Raw genomic sequence first — 20187 nt, 5'->3', positions numbered from 1 at the left:
GGAACGGGACGTGGCAAAAAGCACGCGCCAATATGTGTTTGAAGGGATGGAACTGCTGCCGGCGGCGCTGATCCCCTTCGTCGAAAAGCGGCTTGAAACCTCACTCAAGGGGCACTGGCAGGTCCAGGTTCTGGAAAAGCTGCCGAGCCTGCGCCCCAACAGCAACGGCGAGGTCGGCTGGGACCAGGCCGCGCTGTTCAACGCGATGGATCGTTTCTGGAGCGAGGCGTTCAAGACGGTTCTCGGCCGCGCGGAACGCTCGTTGGTCAATGAACTGGGCGATGTCCGCAACAAGCTCTCGCACAACGAGACCTTCACCTACGACGACGCCGAACGCGCGCTCGATTCAATGCGTCGCTTGATGGAGGCGATCAGCGCCGGCGAGACGGCCGAGCAGCTTGGCAAGATGCGCGACACCATCCTGCGCACCAAGTTCACCGAGCTTCAGCGCAATGAGGAGCGGCGGAAAACCCAGCGCCTCGAAATCTCGGTCGAGACGGTGGCGGGGCTTCTACCGTGGCGCGAGGTGGTCGAGCCGCACCAGGATGTCGCCACCGGCGAGTTCCAGCAGGCCGAGTTCGCAGCCGACCTCGCCAAGGTGCATTCCGGCAGCGCGCCACCGGAATACCGCGACCCGCGCCAGTTCTTCAGCCGCACCTATTTGACGGAAGGCTTGAGCGCGCTGCTGGTCGGAGCCGCGAAGCGGCTGTCCGGCAGCGGCGGCGATCCGGTCGTCGAACTGCAAACCAACTTCGGCGGCGGCAAGACGCACTCGATGCTGGCCCTCTATCATATGGCGGGGCCGACGCCTGTGCAGGACCTCTCTGGCCTGGACCAGTTGCTCGAGAAGCAGGGGCTCAGCGTGCCGCAGGGCATCAACCGCGCGGTGCTCGTCGGCACGTCGCGGGGGCCGCAGGACGTGCTCCATGCCGAGGGTGACCGGAAAATCCGCACGACCTGGGGTGAACTCGCCTGGCAGCTCGGCGGCGCCGACGCTTACGCGATGGTGGCGGAAAATGACGCCAGCGGCATCGCGCCGGGCTCGAACCTGCTGGAGGCGCTCTTCCAGAAACATGCGCCGTGCCTGATCCTGATCGACGAATGGGTCGCCTATCTGCGGCAGATCTACAAGGTCGAGGGGCTGCCGTCCGGGTCGTTCGATGCGAACCTGTCCTTCGTTCAATCGCTGACCGAAGCGGTCAAGGCGAGTCCCGGCACGCTGCTGGTCGCCTCCTTGCCGGCCTCGCAGATCGAGGTGGGTGGTGAAGGCGGTCAGGAAGCGCTGGCGCGACTCAAGCAGACCTTCAGCCGGGTGGAATCCTCGTGGCGGCCAGCGAGCCAGGAAGAGAGCTATGAGATCGTCCGGCGGCGTCTGTTCAAGGACATCCCCGGCGACAAGTTCCATCACCGCGACAATGCGATTAAGCAGTTCGCCAAGCTCTATCGGGACAACGCCAACGATTTCCCGCAGGGCTGCGCGGACGAAGACTATCGGCGCAAGCTGGAGAAGGCCTATCCGATCCATCCCGAGTTGTTTGACCAGCTCTATACGAGCTGGGGATCGCTCGAAAAATTCCAGCGCACGCGCGGCGTGCTGCGCCTGATGGCGCAGGCCATTCACGAGCTTTGGATGAACGCCGACCCGTCGGTGATGATTATGCCCGGTAGCGTGGCGGTGAGTTCGCCGCGCGTGGAGCCGGAATTGCTCCACTATCTCGACGTGAGCTGGCAATCGATCATCGCCGGCGATGTCGATGGCACGGCGTCCACTCCCTACAAGATCGATCAGTCAGCGCCCAACCTGAACCGCTATTCGGCGACCCGGCGTGTCGCGCGCGCGATCTTCATGGGGACCGCGCCGACGCATCAGCAGCAGAACACCGGCCTCGACGATAAGCAGATCAATCTCGGCGTCGTGCAGCCCGGCGAGCGTCCGGCGATCTTCGGCGACGCGCTGCGGCGGCTCACCAACCAGGCCAAGTTCATGCACGCCGATCTTGGCCGTTACTGGTATTCGATGTCCGCGAGCCTCAACCGCATCGCGGCGGACAAGGCGACGCAAATCGAGGCGGCGCTGGTCGATATGACGATCGACTCGGAACTCGGCAAATATGTGAACGGCCTCGCCGATCGCGGGCATTTCGACGCTGTGCAGGTTACGCCAGCCTCTTCGGCCGAAGTCCCTGACGAAGCAGGTGGTGTGCGCGTCGTCGTGCTGGGCGTCAAATATCCGCACAACGGGCGCGACGGCTCTGAAGCGCTCGTCGAGGCTAAAGACATCCTCATGCAGCGCGGCAGCACGCCGCGCGTCTATCGCAACATGCTGGTGTTCATCGCTGCGGAAAGCCGCCAGCTCGATCATCTGAAAGACGCGGTGCGTGCCACCCTCGCCTGGGGGGAGATTGTCCGCGACACGGAGCGGCTGAACCTCACCCAGAGCGACAGCGCGCTCGCCAAGACGAAACTGGCCGAAGCCAACGATACGATGAAGACGCGCCTGAAAGAGGCGTGGTGCTATCTGCATTATCCGGCTCAGGAGAACGCCCAGGCGGATTGGGAGTGGGTTTCCGGCAAGATTCCGGCGCAGGACGGGTTGCTGGCTCGCGCGAGCAAGAAGCTGGTGGCTGAAGAGGGCTTGCTCGTCGAGCTGGGGCCGTCGCGTCTCGATCGCGATCTCCAGAAATACATCTGGAACGGCAAGCCGCACCTGTCGCTCAAGGATCTGCGGGAGTACCTCAACCGCTACATCTATCTGCCGCGGCTGAAGAACCAGGAGGTCCTGATCAAGGCCGTGCAGGCCGCGGTCAGCGGCATGCTGCCCGGTCCCTTCGCCTATGCCGAGCGATGGGACGAGAAGACCGATACCTATCTGGGTCTGGCGATCGAGCGCGCCGGCACTGCGGTTGTGGTCATCGATGGCGATAGCGTCATCGTGAAACCCGACGTCGCCGAAGCACATAGGCCGGCTCCTGCTCAGCCGGGGTCCACTGGCGGCCAGGAAGCGCCCGGAGGGAACCCACCGGAAGCAGGAGGCGAGTCGGCTGGAGGAACGCCAGGCTCGCCTGCGCCGGAGAAAAAGCCGACCCGGTTCACCGGGGCAGTCATGATCTCACCGGAGCGACCGGCAAGGGACATCCATCAGATCGTCGAGGCGATTGTCGAGCAACTCACGACACTTCCGGGCAGCCAGGTGAGGCTCAGGCTGGAGATCGAAGCCGATGTCCCGGGCGGGCTTGAGCGCGCCAAGGTGCGGACGCTGGTCGAGAACGCCAATACGCTCGGTTTCGTCGAGAAATCGATCGAATGATGGCGAGGTCGTTCCATCACCCGCCGATCCGGCGATGTCCGCCGCTCGTCCAGAGCGAGCGGAAGCCCAATCGTGCTCGTCCGTTTGGATGGGGAGCCCGAGGGATGAATGCGATCGCGCCGATTGAACGGGACCTGATCTTCATCTCCAAGGCGACGCCCGGCGACGACCAGTTCGTGCTGTGGCTCGCTCCACGTCTCGAAGCCGCGGGCTACAAGGTCTTCGCCGACATCTTCGATCTCGATGCCGGCGACGAATGGCGCGGCAAGCTCACGACAGCCCTTCAGACACGGGCGATCAAGATGTTGCTGTGCTGTAGCGACGAAACCCTCGCCAGAAGGGGTGTCCGGGAGGAAATCTCAATCGCGGAGGACCTGACAAAGCAGCTCCAGGATCCCAATTTCATCGTCCCTCTCAAAATTCGCACTTTTCAGAAGCTCTTCGGTATCGGCGGTCTCCAGTATGTCGATTTCGAAGGCGGCTGGGCCAAGGGGCTTGCGAGTCTTCTCAAGTCGCTTGAAAGGCAGCAGGTGCCGAAGGCAGGCGGCGGAATTATCCAGCCCGAGTGGTATGCGTATCTCCGCCGGCGTGCCGTGAAGATCGAGGCGGCTCCCGAAGTTCTGATGTCCAACTGGCTCCGAACTGTGGGGATGCCGGAGAAGCTGAATCATCTGGTTCCGCGCAACCGGGCCGAGAGCGCGTTGCTACGCAAGCTGGGGGCTTCCTTTGAATTCCCAATGGCCGAATTTGGCGATGGCTTTCTGACCTTCGCGAACCCGCTCGATCTGACGGAGCATTTCGAGCGGGTCAGGCCGCCGCCAGGAAGGCGCGAGTCGATTTCAGTGATCCCGAACGGAAGCACCGATTTCACGCGCTGGCCCCTGCCTTCGATCTTCTCGATCTGCGCGCAATGACTCTATGGCGGGCTCCGGCCGCAAATTCCTCGTTGACCTCTGGGAACGGGTTCAGCATCATGTTCTCTATTTGTTCTATCTTTCCCGCGAGAGAGTCAAGAGTGATATGCTTCTTGAGTGAGCGGCGCTCAGGGATCGGTAAAGCCCATTTCGGACAGGAACCGGGATGGGCCTTTTGACCAGTTTCGATAGTGGGTCGCGCGCGTAAGGATCAGCGTCTTTCGAGTGCGCGTTATCGCAACGAAGCAATTTCGGCGTTCCTCTTCCATCTCCGGAGACTGGTCGCCCGCGCTGACGCTCTGCCATGATGGCATGATCGATTCTGCCAGTCCCGCGACATAGACGACGTCGAACTCCAATCCCTTTGAGGCGTGAACGGTGAGCAGCGTCACGGTAGATGGATCGCGCGGGGGTTCCTTGGATCGCAGGGCGAGTCCTTGAATCAGCTCATCGAGTTCGACATCAGCACCTTTCTCGGCCCGAATTTCCTTCACACAGACATCCCATGCCGCCTTGTCATCGGCAGCGTCGCTGACGACGCCTTCGGCGCTCCCGCCAGAATTCGTGAGAACCGGGATGGCTTCCCGAATAACCTGCCGCCAAGAATTTCGCGATTGTGCGAGACGGATAGCGAAGGCTCCGAGTGCAGCGCCGATCGGATCATCGAGTTCAACGGCAGTCTTGCCCCAATGTTCGAAGTACGCGGCACCAGCGGCATCTGCCTCGGCAGCGAGTATCGCGGCGTCGAGATCTTGCCCCGCCACTCGGTTGGCCGAGTCAACGAGTACCTTGAAAGTCCGAACATCCGTGGGGCGAAGCGCTTGATCTAAACACGCTTGGAGCCATGTGAACTGCGGTGAGATGAAGCGATCGCGCCGTTGAGCGATCACCGACTTAACGCCTCGCGAGGCCAAGGCCTGCTGAATTGGAATTAGCAGAGAGCGCGTCCTGCCGAGGACGGCTGTCTGGCCTCGGTTCGCCACGTCACCATCCGCGATTTCCGCGGCAATGCCTTCACTCTCTGCGACGTCTGTATCGAATAACCGCAAGCTCACCGAAGGCGCCGTCGCCGCTTTAGCGGCAACGAGCGGTTTCTTACCAGGCGTTCGGATGGTGTTGTGGGCGACGAGCAGGTTAGCAGCGCCCACGATCTCCGGCGGGCAACGGTGGTTTTCAACGAGTTGGATGAGTTCTGGACGGAAATCCGCCCGCATCTTTTCAATCTGCCGGTAACTCGCACCAGCCCATTGATAGATGATCTGATCGTCGTCAGCGACGGCAAAGAGATTCTTGAATTTGTCTCCGGCCGCGAGCTGAATCAGACGATATTGAGCTGGCGTAGTGTCCTGAAACTCGTCGATCAACCAGTAAGGGTACGTCCGCCGTGTTCTTTCCGCAACGCCTGCGACGTCTCTGAACAGGCGGCATGCGCCCAGGATAAGCCCATTGAAGTCGACGGTATTTCGTTCGCCCAACGCTTGCTCATATAGCCGATATACCTGCGCGACCACTTCGCCAGTCGAGGCATCCCGAAATTGCGACGCTGCTTTTTCAGGTACGACCAACCGGGACTTCAGTTGATCGATTGTCCGAAGCCACCGGACACCTTCACGAACGTCGATCTCGCCGCGAGCCGTGCCGGCCGCTAGTGCGTCCGCGAGAAGTGCCTCCCGGTCGGCGTCTTGGTCGAAAATCGCAAAGTCAGGTGACATCCCTAGATGCGACCCGTGTTGGCGCAGCAACTGCGTGCAAAAGGCGTGGAACGTGCCGATGAATGTCCTCTCGGTCAGCCCAGGCACCAACTGCTCGACTCGTTCGCGCATCTCGGCGGCGGCCTTAGTCGTGAAGGTTAGTGCCAGAATGCGGAAATTCTTTCCGCGACTGTCGTCGAGAATCTTTGCGATCCGAGAAGTGAGCACCCGGGTTTTTCCCGAGCCTGGCCCGGCAAGCACCATCGCGGAGCCATCGCTCCACGTGGCGGCTTCCCTCTGAATAGGACTAAGACTGGAAAGGACTGCGTCTAACTCAGGCGTCATCATGCACCTCCCTTCAAGGCCTTAACGAGGTCCACGAATGGCTTTGGCATCGACTCGGCCAGGGCCGGGTCGCCTTCGACCTGAAGCGCGAGCCGGCTGATGCAGCCGATTTTCTCGTTCTTGAGCCGCTTGAGAAAGTCGTCCTGGGCGCACGTTAGGGCGGAGTTGCTGGTTGCGTCCGCGAGGATTGCCCTTAGGCGCTGTTCGTGGCCGTCTGCGACAAGCTGATCTTCCAGGCCATGGGGTGGAGTAAGCGTTGCCAATCGGTCGGCGAGATCGCCTTCGACAAAACCTCGCTTAATGAGCTGCGCCCGAAATTTCGCAGCTTCTCCGTCACCGTCGGTGATCATCCACCACCGAATGTCGAACGACGTCGCGAGCGCCGGGTATATAGCTGCATCGCCATTGTTCTGAAAATCGATCACTGCAATGCCGTGGCGATCGAGCGGATAATCGAGTGCCCTTCCAATCGCGTGAAGCAGTACGTATTCCGACTGGCCCTCCACGAGGACCCATCGGCGGGCAAAGAAAATCTCACCGCGAATGCGCCGGCCAAGAAAAGACAATTCGTGCTCTTCCTGTCGCGTGACCATTCCGCGGCACTCGTGACGCAGGTTGGCGATTGCCGTGGAGACCGCGTCTTGATCACCATTGTCTTTGTAGCAACCGGCGAGATTCGTCGCGATCGTCTGGTCGAACCATGATGTCGCGCTGACCTTCCCAGTCGCTGGGTCCTTCGCAAGCATTTTCCCCTGATGTACGGCCAGCTGAGCTACCGCATCGTTCCACGGCAACTGAGACACCACTGATCGAGGCATGTAGGCTAATTCGGTTCGCCCGTCTTGCAATCGAACGAGCCGGAGGTTGTGAAGCGGCACGTGCTGGACGAAGTAGGGTGAGTGCGTGGTCACCACCTTTTGGCCGGGTAGCTCGCTGACGCGATCCCACAATGTTCGAGCTGCTTGGGGGTGTAGGTGGGCTTCGGGCTCTTCGAGAAGGAATATCGGCTCGGTCCCGGGCTGCTCCTCTTCTAACTGCTGGAAGGCCGCAGCTTGGAACAGGAAAATTACGGAAAGGCTTTGCAACCCCTGACCATGATGGTCCAGCGGGAGCCACGGACGAAGGTCCTCGTTCTTGAGCACGACCGCGGCCCGGGAGATCAAGTCCCATGTGTTCATGGGCAGCATTCGCAATCTCGCGTCACCCTCGCTCTGCCCGACCGCAATTTTTGCTGCTTGGCTGATCGTCTTTGCGATATCTGCTAGTCGTGGATCGGCGGCCAACAGTTGTGTGTCGAGTCCGTCCAGCGTGGTTTGAACCTCTGCCTCGACTGCTCCGGGGATGCGAATGGATTTGAGCAGGCGCCCCCAGAGCGAAGAGCGCGGACCGAACTCGTCGGCCGCATCGCGGAGGGCTGCCAGGTAAAAGAGCGGAGCGTAGGAGAAAAAGCCGGACAGGTTGGTCGCACGCTGCGCCTTTTGTGTCAGCGGCTCACCTTCGGGGTTCAGGAATTCCCACGAGGGTTCGAACGCTTCCGACTCCTGCTTCCACTCGCACGTGACACGAAGCGAGATGAGATTGCGGCCGGCGTCGCTCAGTACAACCAAATCATCCAGCGCAGAGACCATGTCCGGGTCCCATTCCTCGGCTTCGGTTTCCTCGAGGCGAAGGAACACGCGGACGGGCGGAGCGGTTTTTGGATCCTGCGTTTCTCCAGGGGAGTGCACGTCATGTTCGGTGAAGCCAGTTCCCCTTCGGCCCCATCGACGCGAGAGCGCAATCCGGATTGCCTCTAGGATCGCGGTTTTTCCGGAGTTGTTGGCACCGATAAACACGGTCGTGTCCTCAAGGCCTACATCCAGCTCGCGGATGCACCGAAAGTTTTCAATTCGGACCTGGCTGATTTTCATGTTTCCCCCAAGTAAAGGCTGCCAGATCCTGTATCTTGATAGTTAAGGGATCCGCTGATTGTTCATTCGAAAATGTTGACCCACATGGGCGTGTCGACGGAGCGCTGGCATATGATTTTGTAGGTGTTGGCTGCTTCCACGACCGAGTCATTTAGTACGAAGAATTCGCTCAACTCTTCCCACTGACCCGCCCGCTCAAATAGGTCGCGTACGCGCTCGTGAAGCGCATCAAACCAATCGTGCAGGCCGAGCTCCTCGAGCTTATCCGCGAGGCGGCCTTCCGTATCGTAGATGTCGATGCCCGCCCCGTCGGCGTGACCGAGAAGGTATCCCGAGAACTTCATGACGCTCCCGATTGAGCTAAATACCGCATCGACGACGAGCTCTAGATCGCGATCCGACCAAAACTGGTCCTTAGCGGCGTTTATGCGCTCGTCGGCGCGCTCCAAAGCTGTGATTACCGTATCGCGATAGCCATCAATGAAAGCAGGATTGAGCGGCGCGCTCCACCGAGATGCGAAGTACTCGTCCCAGCATGCGCTGCTGTGGCGATAGAGGATAGAGGCGTAGCCGTCTTCAATAGGCTGCAGCATCACGCCGGGCAGAGCTTCCTCGACAATGAGGTGGCAGCCGACGTGGCTTAGCTCGTGGGCGATTGTATGAACAGCAAGGGTGCGATCTTCTTCGCTGTCGCCGATCAATGCATACGCAAACCAGGCACTCATCACGACTCGAGTCTTGATGACGCCATTTCGAACGACCGTTGGCGACATTGCGACGCCAACACCGAAGTCCTCCTGGGTCGCGGTGAGGGCGCCACTAGCGCCGAACCCTCGGTCAAGCTCAGCGAGCGCTGCAGCGTAATCATTGGCGAAAGTGAAGCCATCCAGCCGCCCAAGCGGAAGGTAACGGCTCATCGCGGATACAACCGCACTCACCTGTGGAGCAATGCGTTCTGCGGTCTCCTGGTCCGCGCAATCCCTGAAGCTGATCTGATAGTCGGGAACACGAGACGGCGTCTCATCTTCTTCCGCCACTTGTTCGACCTGTTCCGTCATCGCCCCCCCTGGCACGCTCTAGCGTCTTGCGGAGCCGCGGCGCGCGGAAGTATGAGGCGAGGAGCGAGCCAGATCTCCGAGAGAGTGGATTGTTACCGGGGGACGGGCCGGGAGCTTCACTGTCAGTTCGAGCTTGCCACCGACCGCCTCAACATAGCTGCGCAAGGTCGAGAGATACATATCGGCCTGGTTCTCGATCTTCGACACCGAAGGTTGTTTGATCTTCAGCGCTGTCGCGACGTCCTCTTGCGCCTTGCCCGCGATTTGGCGCAACTCTCGGAGGCCTTCGACTTCCTGCTTCAGGTCATTATAACGCGCCTCGATCAGCTCCTGTTGATCGTGGGGCAGCGAAGCTATTACTTCATTCAGGCTCCGTCCCATAGGATCATCCCTTCTTCGCGGATTTCAGGTTTTCCAGGTGATCGGAAAACCGGCTGTCCGCCTTTGCGATAAGCTGCTTGTAGAAGCGCTTCTGGCTAACGCCCGACTTATCACCCGCGATCAGGAGGATAGCCTTCCGTTCGGGATCAAACGCGAAGGCTGCGCGCCATTCGCCGTCGGCGGCCGAGAAGCGCATCTCCTTCATGTTGGTGTGTTTGGAGCCGTTGAGCGTGTCGACATAGGGCCGACCGAGCTGCGGACCGTATTCGGCGAGAAGTTTTGCCATAGCCAGCAGTTCGGTCTGGACCTCGCGCTCGAAAGCCAGGAACTCCACCTCGAAGGAATCGTGCAGTCTGACGTCCCAAGTCATATAGCTTCCAAGCTATGTCAGGTCAAGGGTGGAATATGCCGGCATCAGTTGCCACCCGCGACGATGCCGGCCCGGCGAAGGAGGTCGCCGATGCTGTCGGGACCAATCTGGCAGCGTGCGATTACACGGTCGAATGAGACGACGCGCCCGCCGCGGCCGCGTTCGGCTCTGCATGTGACCTGGCGACCGAGAGCAATGCGCGCGAGCGCCGCCTTGGCCGCGGCGCCGTCAGCTTGGTGAAGCTCGGGCGCGTCGAAGTCGGCGAGGCGGACCTCGATCCACTCCGTGGGGTCGGCCGTCCTGCCGACACAGAGGCCATCGCCGTCACCAATATAACGGACCGCGCCGGAGAATCGCTCTCCGGCCTGTGTCGGCAGGGGGGCCTCGCATGGATCTGCATGGGCAGGGGCGGCCGAGCTGAAAAAGGCAAGCGCGCCGGCAAGAAGGAGCGGCCGGCGGCTCACGCGGCCTCCTGCAACGTTCTGCTGCTCTTCTTCGTTTTCAGGAGCGCTCGGACGAACTTGTCCCATTTCGCCATGGCGGCGCGCTTCTCTGGCATGTAGTTCCAGCGGTCATAGCTCTTGGAGCTGACATCCTGCAGCGTGTGGTTCTGCAAGCGATCCCGGATTTCCTTGGACAGGCCGGCTTTGCCGGCGAGCGTTTTCCACGTCCGCCGCAGATCGCGGTTGGTGACGTAAGGAATGACCTCACGGTCCCGCTGGCGCCACATGAAGGAATAGAGGGTCCCGTGGCTCACCGGCTTTGAGGGATCGGTTGCCGAAGGAAAGAACCAGCCATACTCATTCACGTTGATGGACTCGATGAGCTCGGCCGCGACCGTCGGCACAGGGATCGCGTGCGGTTTTCCGTTCTTGGTTTTCGACCAGTCGATGATCCGTTCCTTCGCGTCCCACTGGTCGATGTGCAGGCGGGCGATCTCCTGCACGCGCTGCCCCGTAAGCATTAGAAGTCTGACCGCGCGGGTGTATGGCGGATGCACGGGAGCGTCGGGGCATTCGAGCCAGCGGTAGAGCCGGAGGAATTCGTCCTCGTCGAGCCAGCGCGTTCCGACCTTCTTGGGTTCGGTCGGTATGCCTGCGGCCGGATTGTAGACGAGACGGAACCGGCGCGCGGAAGCCGAGCGGTAGTCGTGCTCCGACTTCAGGCCCCAGCTGTAAGCCGACCGAATGTAGCTTCGCACATGATCCGCCATCGACCGCTTACCGCGTTCATAGATCGGGCGCAGGATCGCCGTGATCTCATCCGGTTCGATGTCGCGGGCAGGGCGATTACGACCGAGCGTGTCCGCAATCTTGTTGAGGCCCTTCTCCGCCTCCTTCCAAGAGGATTTCTCCGCGCCCTTGAGATAGGCGACATAGGCTTCGAACAGGTCGGCGACGGTCCCGGGCCTCGTGTCACCGGCGATTTTGATGCTGCGACCCTTCTGAATCATCTCCGCGAAATCGCGATTGAACACCTCTCGTGCTTTGCTGAGCGACATCGAGGGATATGACCCGAGCTTCTTCTTGATGCGCTTCTGATCGCGCCACTGCTGGGCCATCCAGTCGGCGGTGACACGGGTCGGCATCGGCTTCATCACGAGAACGAGGCGCCCCGTTCCGTGTCCCTCGCCATCGACGAGGCTCAGCTGTTTTCCGGTCTGTTCGACCTCTTTCAAGGCGCGGCGAATTTCTCCATCGGTAAGGCTTGGCACTGGGGTTCTCCATCGGCTTCCAAGTGGGGTCGCCAGACGGATTTGTGGGGTCGGCGACTGGGGTCAAAAAGGGCTTCAATCCCCTTAAGACCGACCCCACTATGCCACGGTATCCGACTCTACGACAACCCCAAAAAGCCTTGATAATCAGCGTTATCCAGCGTGATCCAGCGTGATCAAAAAAGGTGAGTGGGATGGTTATGGACGAGGATGATAGCCGTTGCGGAAAGCTCCAGCGCCCGCTTCGCGACCTCGCGCGGATAGGCGGGCGTGTGGTCGACGGTTCCGGTCTGTTGCACTTCGTCCGCGATCAGCGCGTTGCGCTTGTCGAGAAACAGGATGCGGAACTGTTCCCTCGATTCATACGCCATTGCGGTGCGCACATAGTCCAGCAGCGATTGCCACGAGGACAAGATTTCGCGCTGTGCGACTTCGCCCTTGGCCATTCTGCGCGCGGCCGCCGCAACGACCTTGAGGTCGAATGCGACGGCGTCGCCGATGCCCTCCACTTCGCGCAGCAAGTGCTGCGCCGCGCCCAGCACCTCGCCCAGCGATCCGAAACGCTGGATCAGCGCCTTGGCGCGGGTTTTGGTGTCGGCACGCGCGATCGAGCGAAACAGCAGCAGCTCCAGCATTTCATAGTCCTGCAGCGCTTCCGGCCCCGCATCGCGCAGTCGTTGGCGCAGGCGCTCGCGATGGCCGAGATAGTGCGGCTTGTCCGTCTTGGCTTTGGCTCTTGTCAGCGGCTTGACCGGCTGCTCGCCGAAGAAACCGCGCTCATCCTGCTCGTCCTGCATGCTTCATCCTGCGCCGCACACCATTATATTAGGGTGCGCTTAAGAAGTATTGAAGCGGGCAGACGTGATTATTCCCGAGGATTTCGGTTCAGGAGGGCAGGCCGGGCCGATCCAGCCCCTTGGGCGACAGTGTGAAGATCTCGCAGCCGGTGCCGGTCACTCCAACCGTATGCTCATATTGCGCCGAGAGCGAGCGGTCGCGCGTCACCGCCGTCCAGCCGTCGGAGAGCACCTTCACATGCGGACGTCCGAGATTGATCATCGGCTCGATGGTGAAGATCATGCCCTCGCGCATCTCGACGCCTTCATGCGCCGAGCCGTAATGCAGGATGTTGGGCGCGTCGTGGAACAGTCTGCCGACCCCGTGGCCGCAGAAGTCGCGCACGACTGAGCAGCGCTCCCGCTCGGCATAGCTCTGGATCGCCGCACCGATTGCGCCGGTGCGTGCGCCGGGCTTCACGGCGGCCACGCCGCGCATCAGGCACTCATGCGTCACTTCCAGCAGGCGCTCGGCGGCGCGCTTGATCTGGCCGACCGGATACATGCGGCTGGAATCACCATGCCAGCCCTCCAGAACATAGGTGACGTCGATGTTGACGACATCGCCCTCGCGCAGCGGTTTGTCGTCGGGAATGCCGTGGCAGACCACATGGTTGATCGACGTGCAGGAGGATTTCGTATAGCCGCGATAGTTGAGCGTGGCGGGCAGGGCGCCGTGATCCATGCCGAACTCGAAAACGAAACGGTCGATCGTGTTGGTCGTCACGCCGGGCGTCACAAGCTCCACGAGTTCGTCGAGGCAGCGCGCCGTGAGCTGGCACGCCTTGCGCATGCCTTCAAAGGCCTCAGGCCCATAAAGGCGGATTTGGCCGGTGTTGCGCAGCGGCGCTGTTTCGGCGTCGAGATAGGTAACCATGTCAAAGTCTCAGGGTCTTGCCCGCAGGCGTGTCCAATTCCCTTCGATTTGGCACCTTGGCTCGAAAATTTCAACAGCGCGGGTCGAACTGGCAACGTGCATGTCCGGCGATCCGTGAAAATCGAACCCGTTCAACCCTTCGCCGGCTTCTTCGCGTCCTTGGAGCGTTTCGCAAGGGCAGGGCCGGCACCCGCCGTCTTGGTCGATGCGCCCTCGGCCTTCGGCTTCCTGGCCACGGCTGCTTTCTTCGCGGCAGGCTTCTTGGCCGGCGCACTGTCTTCCTGGGCGATTTCCTGTTCGGCCTGTTGCCAGTGGCGCTGTGCAGCGCCCTCCGGCCTGCCTTCGCGATCCCAGATAGCGTGTGCCCGTTGTCTTATGCGCTCGTCACGATTTGCGCTCATATCGAACTCCCGGTTGGCGTTTGTACGGCCGAAGCAAGCAGGAATCGGTAGGCGGAGTCAGGCCGCGCATGCAGCCTGCCATAGAGTGCAATTGGTGCAAAGCAAGAATATGCCGCGACTGTCTTACACAGAGGCATATGTCGCTCTGATGACCCGGCGATGCGGGATCAGACACAAGCGAAGGCTGTAGGGTGTATCGCCTACCCTCCTCTAAGTGCTGAATTGTATTGCACTTCGGGGACGCACTAGGATCAGGCACTCATCGCGGCTTTCCCTTAGCGCCCGCCCGAAGCCGTATTGAGTGTGCCCGCCGACTTCGGTCGGCGGGCGCTGTGTCAGTTCTTGGGTTAGAGTTATGACATCAGATCTATTTCCGCTCCCGGAGGTTCGCTTTCCGCTGAGCGTCGACACAATCGGGCAGCATCTGGCGCTTGGCTATGAAGTCTGGGCTTCATGCGACACCACGGGTTGCAACCACACCGTTCGGGTCAATCTCGTGGTCGTGGCAAAATATCTGGGGTCCGGCCACGGCGCGCGCGCCGAAGACCTGAAGCCTTATTTTTATTGTCCGAAATGCAGGGAGGCGGGGCAGCACGATCGGCTGATCGACTTCACCCATTTTTCCTGCACCGCGCCACACTCGATCGTCGTGGCGGCGCAGCGGGACAATCAGGTCGAGGTCGTACAGGCGAAAGCAGGCTAAGCATCGCGCTGGCGCTGGCCCACATACTCCCGTATGGGCTAGCCCAAACGAGCGAGTTGAGTCAGTTTGTGCCTAGATCATGCGGCACAATCTGTTTCCACTTCCCGCTGTACCGGACCCGGCAGACATCAGGACGCTGGGACAGTACATTGCGCTCGGTGTCGATATTCGCGCCCGCTGCACCAGCACGGGATGCAATCACAACGTGCACCTGAACCTCGTCGTTCTGACGCGCTATCTCGGCCCGCACCACAGCGCGTTCGCGTCCGATCTGAAGCCTTACTTCTATTGTCCCGATTGCCGCACGGCAGGACTGGCGGACGAGAATATCGCCTTCTCGTACTATGCCTGCACTGCGCCGCACACGGTTCTCGATGAGATCGTGCACGAAGAGCACCGGCAACTGACGGCAGCCTGACCCGTTCAGTCCAGTGGTTGTCCAAGCCGACCGGCGAGATCCTGGATGAACTGCCACGCGACGCGGCCCGAGCGACTGCCGCGCGTGGTGGCCCATTCAAGCGCTTCGGCACGCAACTGGTCGGCGTCGATCTTGAGGTCGTGATGGCGCACATAGGCGTCGACCATATCCAGATATTCGTCCTGGCTGCATTTGTGAAAGCCGAGCCACAGGCCGAAGCGGTCCGACAGCGACACCTTTTCCTCCACGGCCTCGGACGGATTGATCGCAGTCGAGCGTTCATTGTCGATCATGTCTCGCGGCAGCAGATGGCGGCGGTTCGACGTGGCGTAGAAGATCACGTTCGAAGGCCGGCCTTCGACGCCCCCTTCAAGCGCTGCCTTGAGAGACTTGTAGGACGTGTCGTCGTGGTCGAACGACAAGTCGTCGCAAAACAGGATGAAGCGGCAGGGCGAAGCCTTGAGGATGGCCAGCAGGCGCGGCAGCGTGTCGATGTCCTCGCGATGGATCTCGATCAACTTGAGGGCATCGGCAGGCGCACGTCCCGCATTGATCGCGCTATGGGAAGCCTTGACGAGCGATGACTTGCCCATGCCGCGCGCACCCCACAGCAGGACGTTGTTTGCGGGCAGGCCGGCTGCAAATCGTTCGGTGTTGTCGACCAGTATGTCGCGCACCCGATCCACCCCGCGGATCAGCTCGATTTCGACGCGGTTCACGCGCTGGACCGGGTCCAGCACGCCGGTTTCGGCGTTCCAGACAAAGCAGTCGGCGGTGGAAATATCGGTCGGTTGAGGCGGTGGCGGCGAAAGCCGGCTGATTGCCGCAATCAGTTCATCAAGCTTCGAGTTCAGTGTTTCAATCGTCTTTTCAGTCATTTGCAGGCTTGTGTTCGAGGGAGTTTTCCGGCGGCAGGTCTATCACGCGCCGCCGCGCACGCAAAGGTGACAACTAGCGCAGTTCGTGTGTTGCAATGGGGGCGCGAGCGACTATATTCCGCGCACTTTCGGGCAGGCGGCAAAGAGCCTGCATTTTGTGGGGAGTTCCTTATGTTTGTAACACCGGCTTATGCGCAGACGGCGGGCACAGGACCCGAAGCGCTGGTAAGCATTCTGCCGTTCATACTCATTTTCGTCATTATGTATTTCATGATTATCCGTCCGCAGCGCACGCAGATGAAAAAGCGCGGCGAGATGCTCACGGCGATCCGCCGTGGGGATACGGTCGTGACCGGTGGCGGACTGGTCGGAAAGGTGACCAAAGTGAACGAAGGCAGCGACGAGCTTGAGGTTGACCTCGGCAACGGCGTAAAGGTGACCGCGGTGCGGCAGACCATCGCCGAGGTGCGCGTCAAGGGCGAGCCGGTCGCAAACCAGAACGTCAAGAAATAAGCCTGCTCAGGCAAGGCCGCCGGGCGGGACTGACCCGGCCGGTCGGAACGGAAGACGGATATGCTCTATTTTTCGCGTTGGAAGACGTTTTCGATCTGGGCGGTCGTGCTGCTCGGCGTGATATTGGCGCTTCCAAACCTGTTTTCCAAAGCGACGCTTGAATCCCTGCCGGGCTGGGTGCCCAAGCAGCCGATGACGCTTGGCCTCGATCTTCAAGGCGGTTCGCACGTTCTTCTGGCGGTCGATCAGGAAGACCTGATCAAGGAACGACTTCAGGCGACGCGCGACGACATTCGCACCCTGCTGCGCGACGCGAAGATCGGATATACCGGACTGACCAGCGGAGAGCGTCACGTAACGGTACGCATCTCCGAGGCCAACGACCTCGACAAGGCCAAGCAGGCGCTGGAGGTCCTTACGCAGCCGATTTCTTCCGGCTTGTTCAACGGCGGCGCGATCCGGGAATTCGCGTTGCAGGAGCCGCAGCCGGGCGTGCTGCAATACAATATGACGGACGAAGGGCTGAACTATCGGATCGGCAGCGCCGTGACCCAGTCCATCGAAGTCATCGGCCGCCGCGTCAACGAACTTGGCACCACGGAGCCGATTATCCAGCGGCAGGGTGCCGACCGTATCCTTGTTCAGGTTCCCGGCCTCCAGGATCCGCAGCGCCTCAAGGAAATTCTCGGCCAGACCGCTAAGCTGACTTTCCAGATGGTCGACCAGTCGGTGCCCGTCCAACAGGCGATCAACGGTCGTCCGCCTGCCGGCTCGACCGTGATGTATTCGACCGACGATCCGCCGGTTCCCTATCTGATCGAGAATCGCGTCATCGTCTCCGGCGAAAACCTTGTCGACGCGCAGGCGACGTTCGACCAGCGCACCAGCGAGCCGGTCGTGTCGTTCCGCTTCGACGCCAAGGGCGCGCAGCGATTTGCACAGGCCACGCAACAGAATGTCGGTCGCCTGTTCGCGATCATTCTCGACAGCGAAGTGATATCAGCACCGCAGATTCGCGAGCCTATCCTTGGCGGCAGCGGACAGATATCCGGCAATTTCACGCCACAGAGCGCAAACGATCTTGCCGTACTGTTGCGGGCGGGCGCGCTTCCGGCGGACCTCACCATCGTCGAGGAACGCACGGTCGGCCCAAGCCTAGGCGCGGATTCCATCGACGCCGGCAAGTTCGCCTCCGTGATCGCCGGCATCCTCGTCGTCGGGTTCATGCTGATCGCCTACGGCACGCTTGGCCTGATTGCGAACATCGCGCTTGCGGCGAACGTCATCCTCATCGTCGCGATCCTGTCCCTGCTTGGTGCGACGCTCACCATGCCCGGCATCGCCGGCATCGTGCTGACCGTCGGCATGGCGGTCGACTCCAACGTCATCATCTATGAACGCGTGCGAGAGGAGAGGCGATGGGGGCGCTCACTGGTCCAGTCGCTGGATTCCGGCTTTTCGCGAGCGCTGGCAACCATCGTGGATGCCAACTTCACGACCTTTATCGCCGCCGTCATCCTGTTTTTCCTCGGCTCCGGCCCGGTCAAGGGCTTCGCCGTGACGCTCGCCATCGGCATCATCACCACGGTCTTCACGGCCTTCACGCTGACCCGCTGGCTGGTTGCGGTCTGGCTGCGCCGGATGAAGCCCAAGGAACTGCCGAGCGGGCTTATCACCTTCGTGCCTCACGACACGAAGCTGCCCTTCATGTCCTGGCGCAAATATGCCTTCGGCCTGTCGGCCGCGCTCTCCATTGCCGCCGTCATCCTGTTCTTCTCCATCGAGATGAACTACGGCATCGACTTCCGTGGCGGCACCTCGATTGAGGTTCAGGCAAAGAGCGGCCAGGCAGATTCCGCCGACGTGCGCGCCCGCCTCAACGAACTGAACATGGGCGACGTGCAGGTGCAGGAGTTCGGCTCGCCGAGCGAATTGCTGATCCGCGTGGAAGGCCAGAACCTGGGCGACAAGGCGGAACAGAGCGTCGTCGACAAGGTGCATCTCGAACTGAACGATGATTACGATTTCCGTCGCGTCGAGTCGGTCGGGCCGACTGTCTCCAGCGAGCTTGCCTTCAATGGCGCGATGGGCGTGCTGGCGTCGATGGTCGCGATGCTCATCTACATCTGGTTCCGCTTCGAATGGCAGTTCGGACTTGGCGCGATCATTGCCACCATCCACGACGTCACCATGATGATCGGCCTCTATGTGATCACGGGGCTGGAGTTCAACCTGACCAGCATCGCCGCCATTCTGACGATTGTGGGCTATTCGATCAACGACACGGTTGTCGTCTATGACCGCGTGCGTGAGAACCTGCGCAAATATAAGAAGATGCCCATCGAGGAGTTGCTCGACCTGTCGATGAACCAGACATTGTCGCGCACCATCCTGACCGGCGTCACGACGCTGCTGGCTCTCATTGCGCTCTATATCTGGGGCGGTGAAGTCATCCGCTCGTTCACCTTTGCGATGATCTTCGGCATCCTGGTCGGTACTTATTCCTCTGTCTTCGTCGCTGGCCCGCTGCTGATCCTGTTCAGGCTTCGGCAGGAAGGAACGGAGACTGACAACAAGGAGCAGTTGCCGGCAGCGCCTGCGGGTGCGCAACCTTCAAAGGGCTGAGATGGCAGGAATCGTCATCCGGGAGGCGCATTTTCCCGGGCGCGCGCCAATCGAGGCCTATGGCAATGGCGGATTCCGTTTCGCCGACATGTCGCATCGCGGCTCGATCCTGTGCCTGCCGTCTGGAATCTATGGCTGGGAACCGGCCAATGCCGACGCGCTTGCCACGGACGATTTCGCAAAGCTCATCGCCGAAGCTGACAGCGTGGAAATCCTGCTGGTCGGAACCGGACCGGACCTCAAGCCGCTGGATTCGTCATTGCGGGCGGTGCTGAGGGAAAACCGCATCAGTGCCGACCCCATGTCCACGGGTGCCGCGGTGCGCACCTACAACGTGCTTCTCGCGGAAGACCGCGCGGTGGCGGCCGCGCTCGTCGCCGTGGACTGAATGCCGCAGGAGCCGGACATAGCGGCCGAACTGCGCCGCGCCGACCCGGACCGCTACCTGAGCGTTCTCTATGCTTCGCAGGCGAGCCGCGCCGCGCTGTTTGCGCTCTATGCCTTCAATGTCGAGATCGCCTCGGTGCGCGACCGCATCCACGATCCGATGCCCGGCGAAATCCGCTTGCAATGGTGGCGCGATGCTATTGATTCAACGTCGACCGAAGCCGCTGCCGGTCACCCACTGGCATCCGGGTTGATGCAAGCCATCGCCCGCCATGAGCTGCCGCCCGGTGCCTTCGATAACTACATCGAGGCCCGCATCTTCGATCTCTACAACGACCCCATGCCGTCGCGCACCGATCTGGAGGGCTATTGCGGCGAGACGGCATCGGCGCTCATCCAGTTGTCGGCGCTTGTGCTCGATAAGGCTGCCGCCCCATCTTTCGCGGAACTTGCCGGGCATGCAGGCTGCGCGCAGGCCATTGCCGGGCTGCTGCGGCTCCTGCCGCTGCACCGCGCGCGTGGCCAGTGCTATGTTCCGGCGGAAATCCTCGCGGCGTCGGGCCTCTCCGTGGAGAGCCTTCTCAACGGCGGAGACAACGCCGCGCTTGGCCGCGCCGTTGCAGCGATGACGGCGCTGGCGCGAGAACATCTCACGGCTTTTCTCAGTCAGGCAGGCGACTTGCCCCTGTCACTGCGCCCTGCATTCCTGCCCGTTGCGCTGACTGGCGCCTATCTCGACGCCATCGACAGGAAGGGCTTCAAGGCGGCGCATGAGGTCGCCGACATCCCTGGGTGGAAACGGCATTGGTTGCTGTTCCGCGCGGCGAGCCGGGGCTTTTAGTCCGTTCTTCACTCTCCG

At 61.1% G+C, this 20187-nt stretch carries 19 protein-coding genes; 8 read left to right on the top strand and 11 right to left on the bottom strand.

Features of this window, described 5'->3' with window-relative positions; translation table 11 throughout:
• The first annotated feature begins 10 nt into the window (after positions 1-10).
• Positions 11-3307 carry a DUF499 domain-containing protein gene (locus tag M9924_17685; protein MCO5066228.1) on the top strand — a complete coding sequence of 1099 codons (3297 nt, stop codon included), beginning with the start codon at positions 11-13 and terminating at the stop codon, positions 3305-3307.
• A 104-nt stretch (positions 3308-3411) separates the two neighbouring features.
• Positions 3412-4221, top strand: a complete 810-nt coding sequence (locus tag M9924_17680) for a toll/interleukin-1 receptor domain-containing protein (protein ID MCO5066227.1) — start codon at positions 3412-3414, stop codon at positions 4219-4221.
• A gap of 128 nt (positions 4222-4349) precedes the next feature.
• Here M9924_17680 and M9924_17675 read toward each other — a convergent pair whose 3' ends face one another.
• From M9924_17675 to M9924_17630, 10 genes are all read right to left on the bottom strand, one after another.
• On the bottom strand, positions 4350-6260 hold the full coding sequence (locus M9924_17675) for an ATP-dependent helicase (protein ID MCO5066226.1): 1911 nt from the start codon (positions 6258-6260) through the stop codon (positions 4350-4352).
• Complete coding sequence (locus tag M9924_17670) at positions 6257-8167, bottom strand: AAA family ATPase (GenBank protein ID MCO5066225.1); 1911 nt, start codon at positions 8165-8167, stop codon at positions 6257-6259. The genes M9924_17675 and M9924_17670 overlap by 4 nt, the downstream gene beginning before the upstream one ends.
• A gap of 62 nt (positions 8168-8229) precedes the next feature.
• Positions 8230-9225 carry a hypothetical protein gene (locus M9924_17665; GenBank protein ID MCO5066224.1) on the bottom strand — a complete coding sequence of 332 codons (996 nt, stop codon included), beginning with the start codon at positions 9223-9225 and terminating at the stop codon, positions 8230-8232.
• Between the two features lie 18 nt (positions 9226-9243).
• The gene (locus tag M9924_17660) at positions 9244-9606 is read right to left on the bottom strand and encodes a helix-turn-helix domain-containing protein (GenBank protein ID MCO5066223.1); all 363 of its coding nucleotides are present in this window, start codon (positions 9604-9606) and stop codon (positions 9244-9246) included.
• Between the two features lie 4 nt (positions 9607-9610).
• Positions 9611-9976 carry a type II toxin-antitoxin system RelE/ParE family toxin gene (locus tag M9924_17655; GenBank protein MCO5066222.1) on the bottom strand — a complete coding sequence of 122 codons (366 nt, stop codon included), beginning with the start codon at positions 9974-9976 and terminating at the stop codon, positions 9611-9613.
• A 44-nt stretch (positions 9977-10020) separates the two neighbouring features.
• The gene (locus M9924_17650) at positions 10021-10440 is read right to left on the bottom strand and encodes a nuclease (GenBank protein MCO5066221.1); all 420 of its coding nucleotides are present in this window, start codon (positions 10438-10440) and stop codon (positions 10021-10023) included.
• Positions 10437-11690, bottom strand: coding sequence for a site-specific integrase (locus tag M9924_17645; protein ID MCO5066220.1), 1254 nt, complete (start codon positions 11688-11690; stop codon positions 10437-10439). Before M9924_17645 ends, M9924_17650 begins: the two co-directional genes overlap by 4 nt.
• Before the next feature lie 176 nt (positions 11691-11866).
• Positions 11867-12487: a DNA repair protein RadC gene (radC, locus tag M9924_17640; protein ID MCO5066219.1), complete on the bottom strand. Its 621-nt coding sequence runs from the start codon at positions 12485-12487 to the stop codon at positions 11867-11869.
• A gap of 88 nt (positions 12488-12575) precedes the next feature.
• Positions 12576-13403 (bottom strand): type I methionyl aminopeptidase, encoded by an 828-nt coding sequence (gene map, locus M9924_17635; GenBank protein ID MCO5066218.1) that lies wholly within the window; start codon positions 13401-13403, stop codon positions 12576-12578.
• Between the two features lie 131 nt (positions 13404-13534).
• A complete protein-coding gene (locus M9924_17630) occupies positions 13535-13804 on the bottom strand; it encodes a DUF2934 domain-containing protein (protein ID MCO5066217.1) in 270 nt (89 codons plus the stop codon).
• Positions 13805-14159: 355 nt separating this feature from the next.
• Here M9924_17630 and M9924_17625 point away from each other — a divergent pair, with 355 nt between their 5' ends.
• A complete protein-coding gene (locus tag M9924_17625; GenBank protein ID MCO5066216.1) occupies positions 14160-14507 on the top strand; it encodes a hypothetical protein in 348 nt (115 codons plus the stop codon).
• Positions 14508-14586: 79 nt separating this feature from the next.
• Positions 14587-14925 (top strand): hypothetical protein, encoded by a 339-nt coding sequence (locus M9924_17620; protein MCO5066215.1) that lies wholly within the window; start codon positions 14587-14589, stop codon positions 14923-14925.
• Positions 14926-14930: 5 nt separating this feature from the next.
• Here M9924_17620 and M9924_17615 read toward each other — a convergent pair whose 3' ends face one another.
• A complete protein-coding gene (locus tag M9924_17615) occupies positions 14931-15803 on the bottom strand; it encodes an ATP-binding protein (protein ID MCO5066214.1) in 873 nt (290 codons plus the stop codon).
• 171 nt (positions 15804-15974) lie between these two features.
• On the opposite strand from M9924_17615, the gene yajC reads away from it, so the two are divergent.
• Genes yajC through M9924_17595 form a run of 4 tightly spaced genes read left to right on the top strand, consistent with a single transcriptional unit; the run spans position 15975 to position 20169 of the window.
• A complete protein-coding gene (gene yajC / locus M9924_17610; GenBank protein MCO5066213.1) occupies positions 15975-16316 on the top strand; it encodes a preprotein translocase subunit YajC in 342 nt (113 codons plus the stop codon).
• A gap of 60 nt (positions 16317-16376) precedes the next feature.
• A complete protein-coding gene (gene secDF / locus M9924_17605; GenBank protein MCO5066212.1) occupies positions 16377-18941 on the top strand; it encodes a protein translocase subunit SecDF in 2565 nt (854 codons plus the stop codon).
• A 1-nt stretch (position 18942) separates the two neighbouring features.
• Positions 18943-19329, top strand: coding sequence for an Mth938-like domain-containing protein (locus tag M9924_17600; protein MCO5066211.1), 387 nt, complete (start codon positions 18943-18945; stop codon positions 19327-19329).
• Positions 19330-20169, top strand: coding sequence for a phytoene/squalene synthase family protein (locus tag M9924_17595; protein ID MCO5066210.1), 840 nt, complete (start codon positions 19330-19332; stop codon positions 20167-20169).
• Positions 20170-20187: the final 18 nt, after the last annotated feature.

It is taken from the genome of Rhizobiaceae bacterium (assembly GCA_023953835.1).
GTDB lineage: Bacteria > Pseudomonadota > Alphaproteobacteria > Rhizobiales > Rhizobiaceae > Mesorhizobium_G.
Note: the sequence above shows the minus strand (reverse complement) of the source record. Positions and strands in the feature narration are given on the sequence as shown.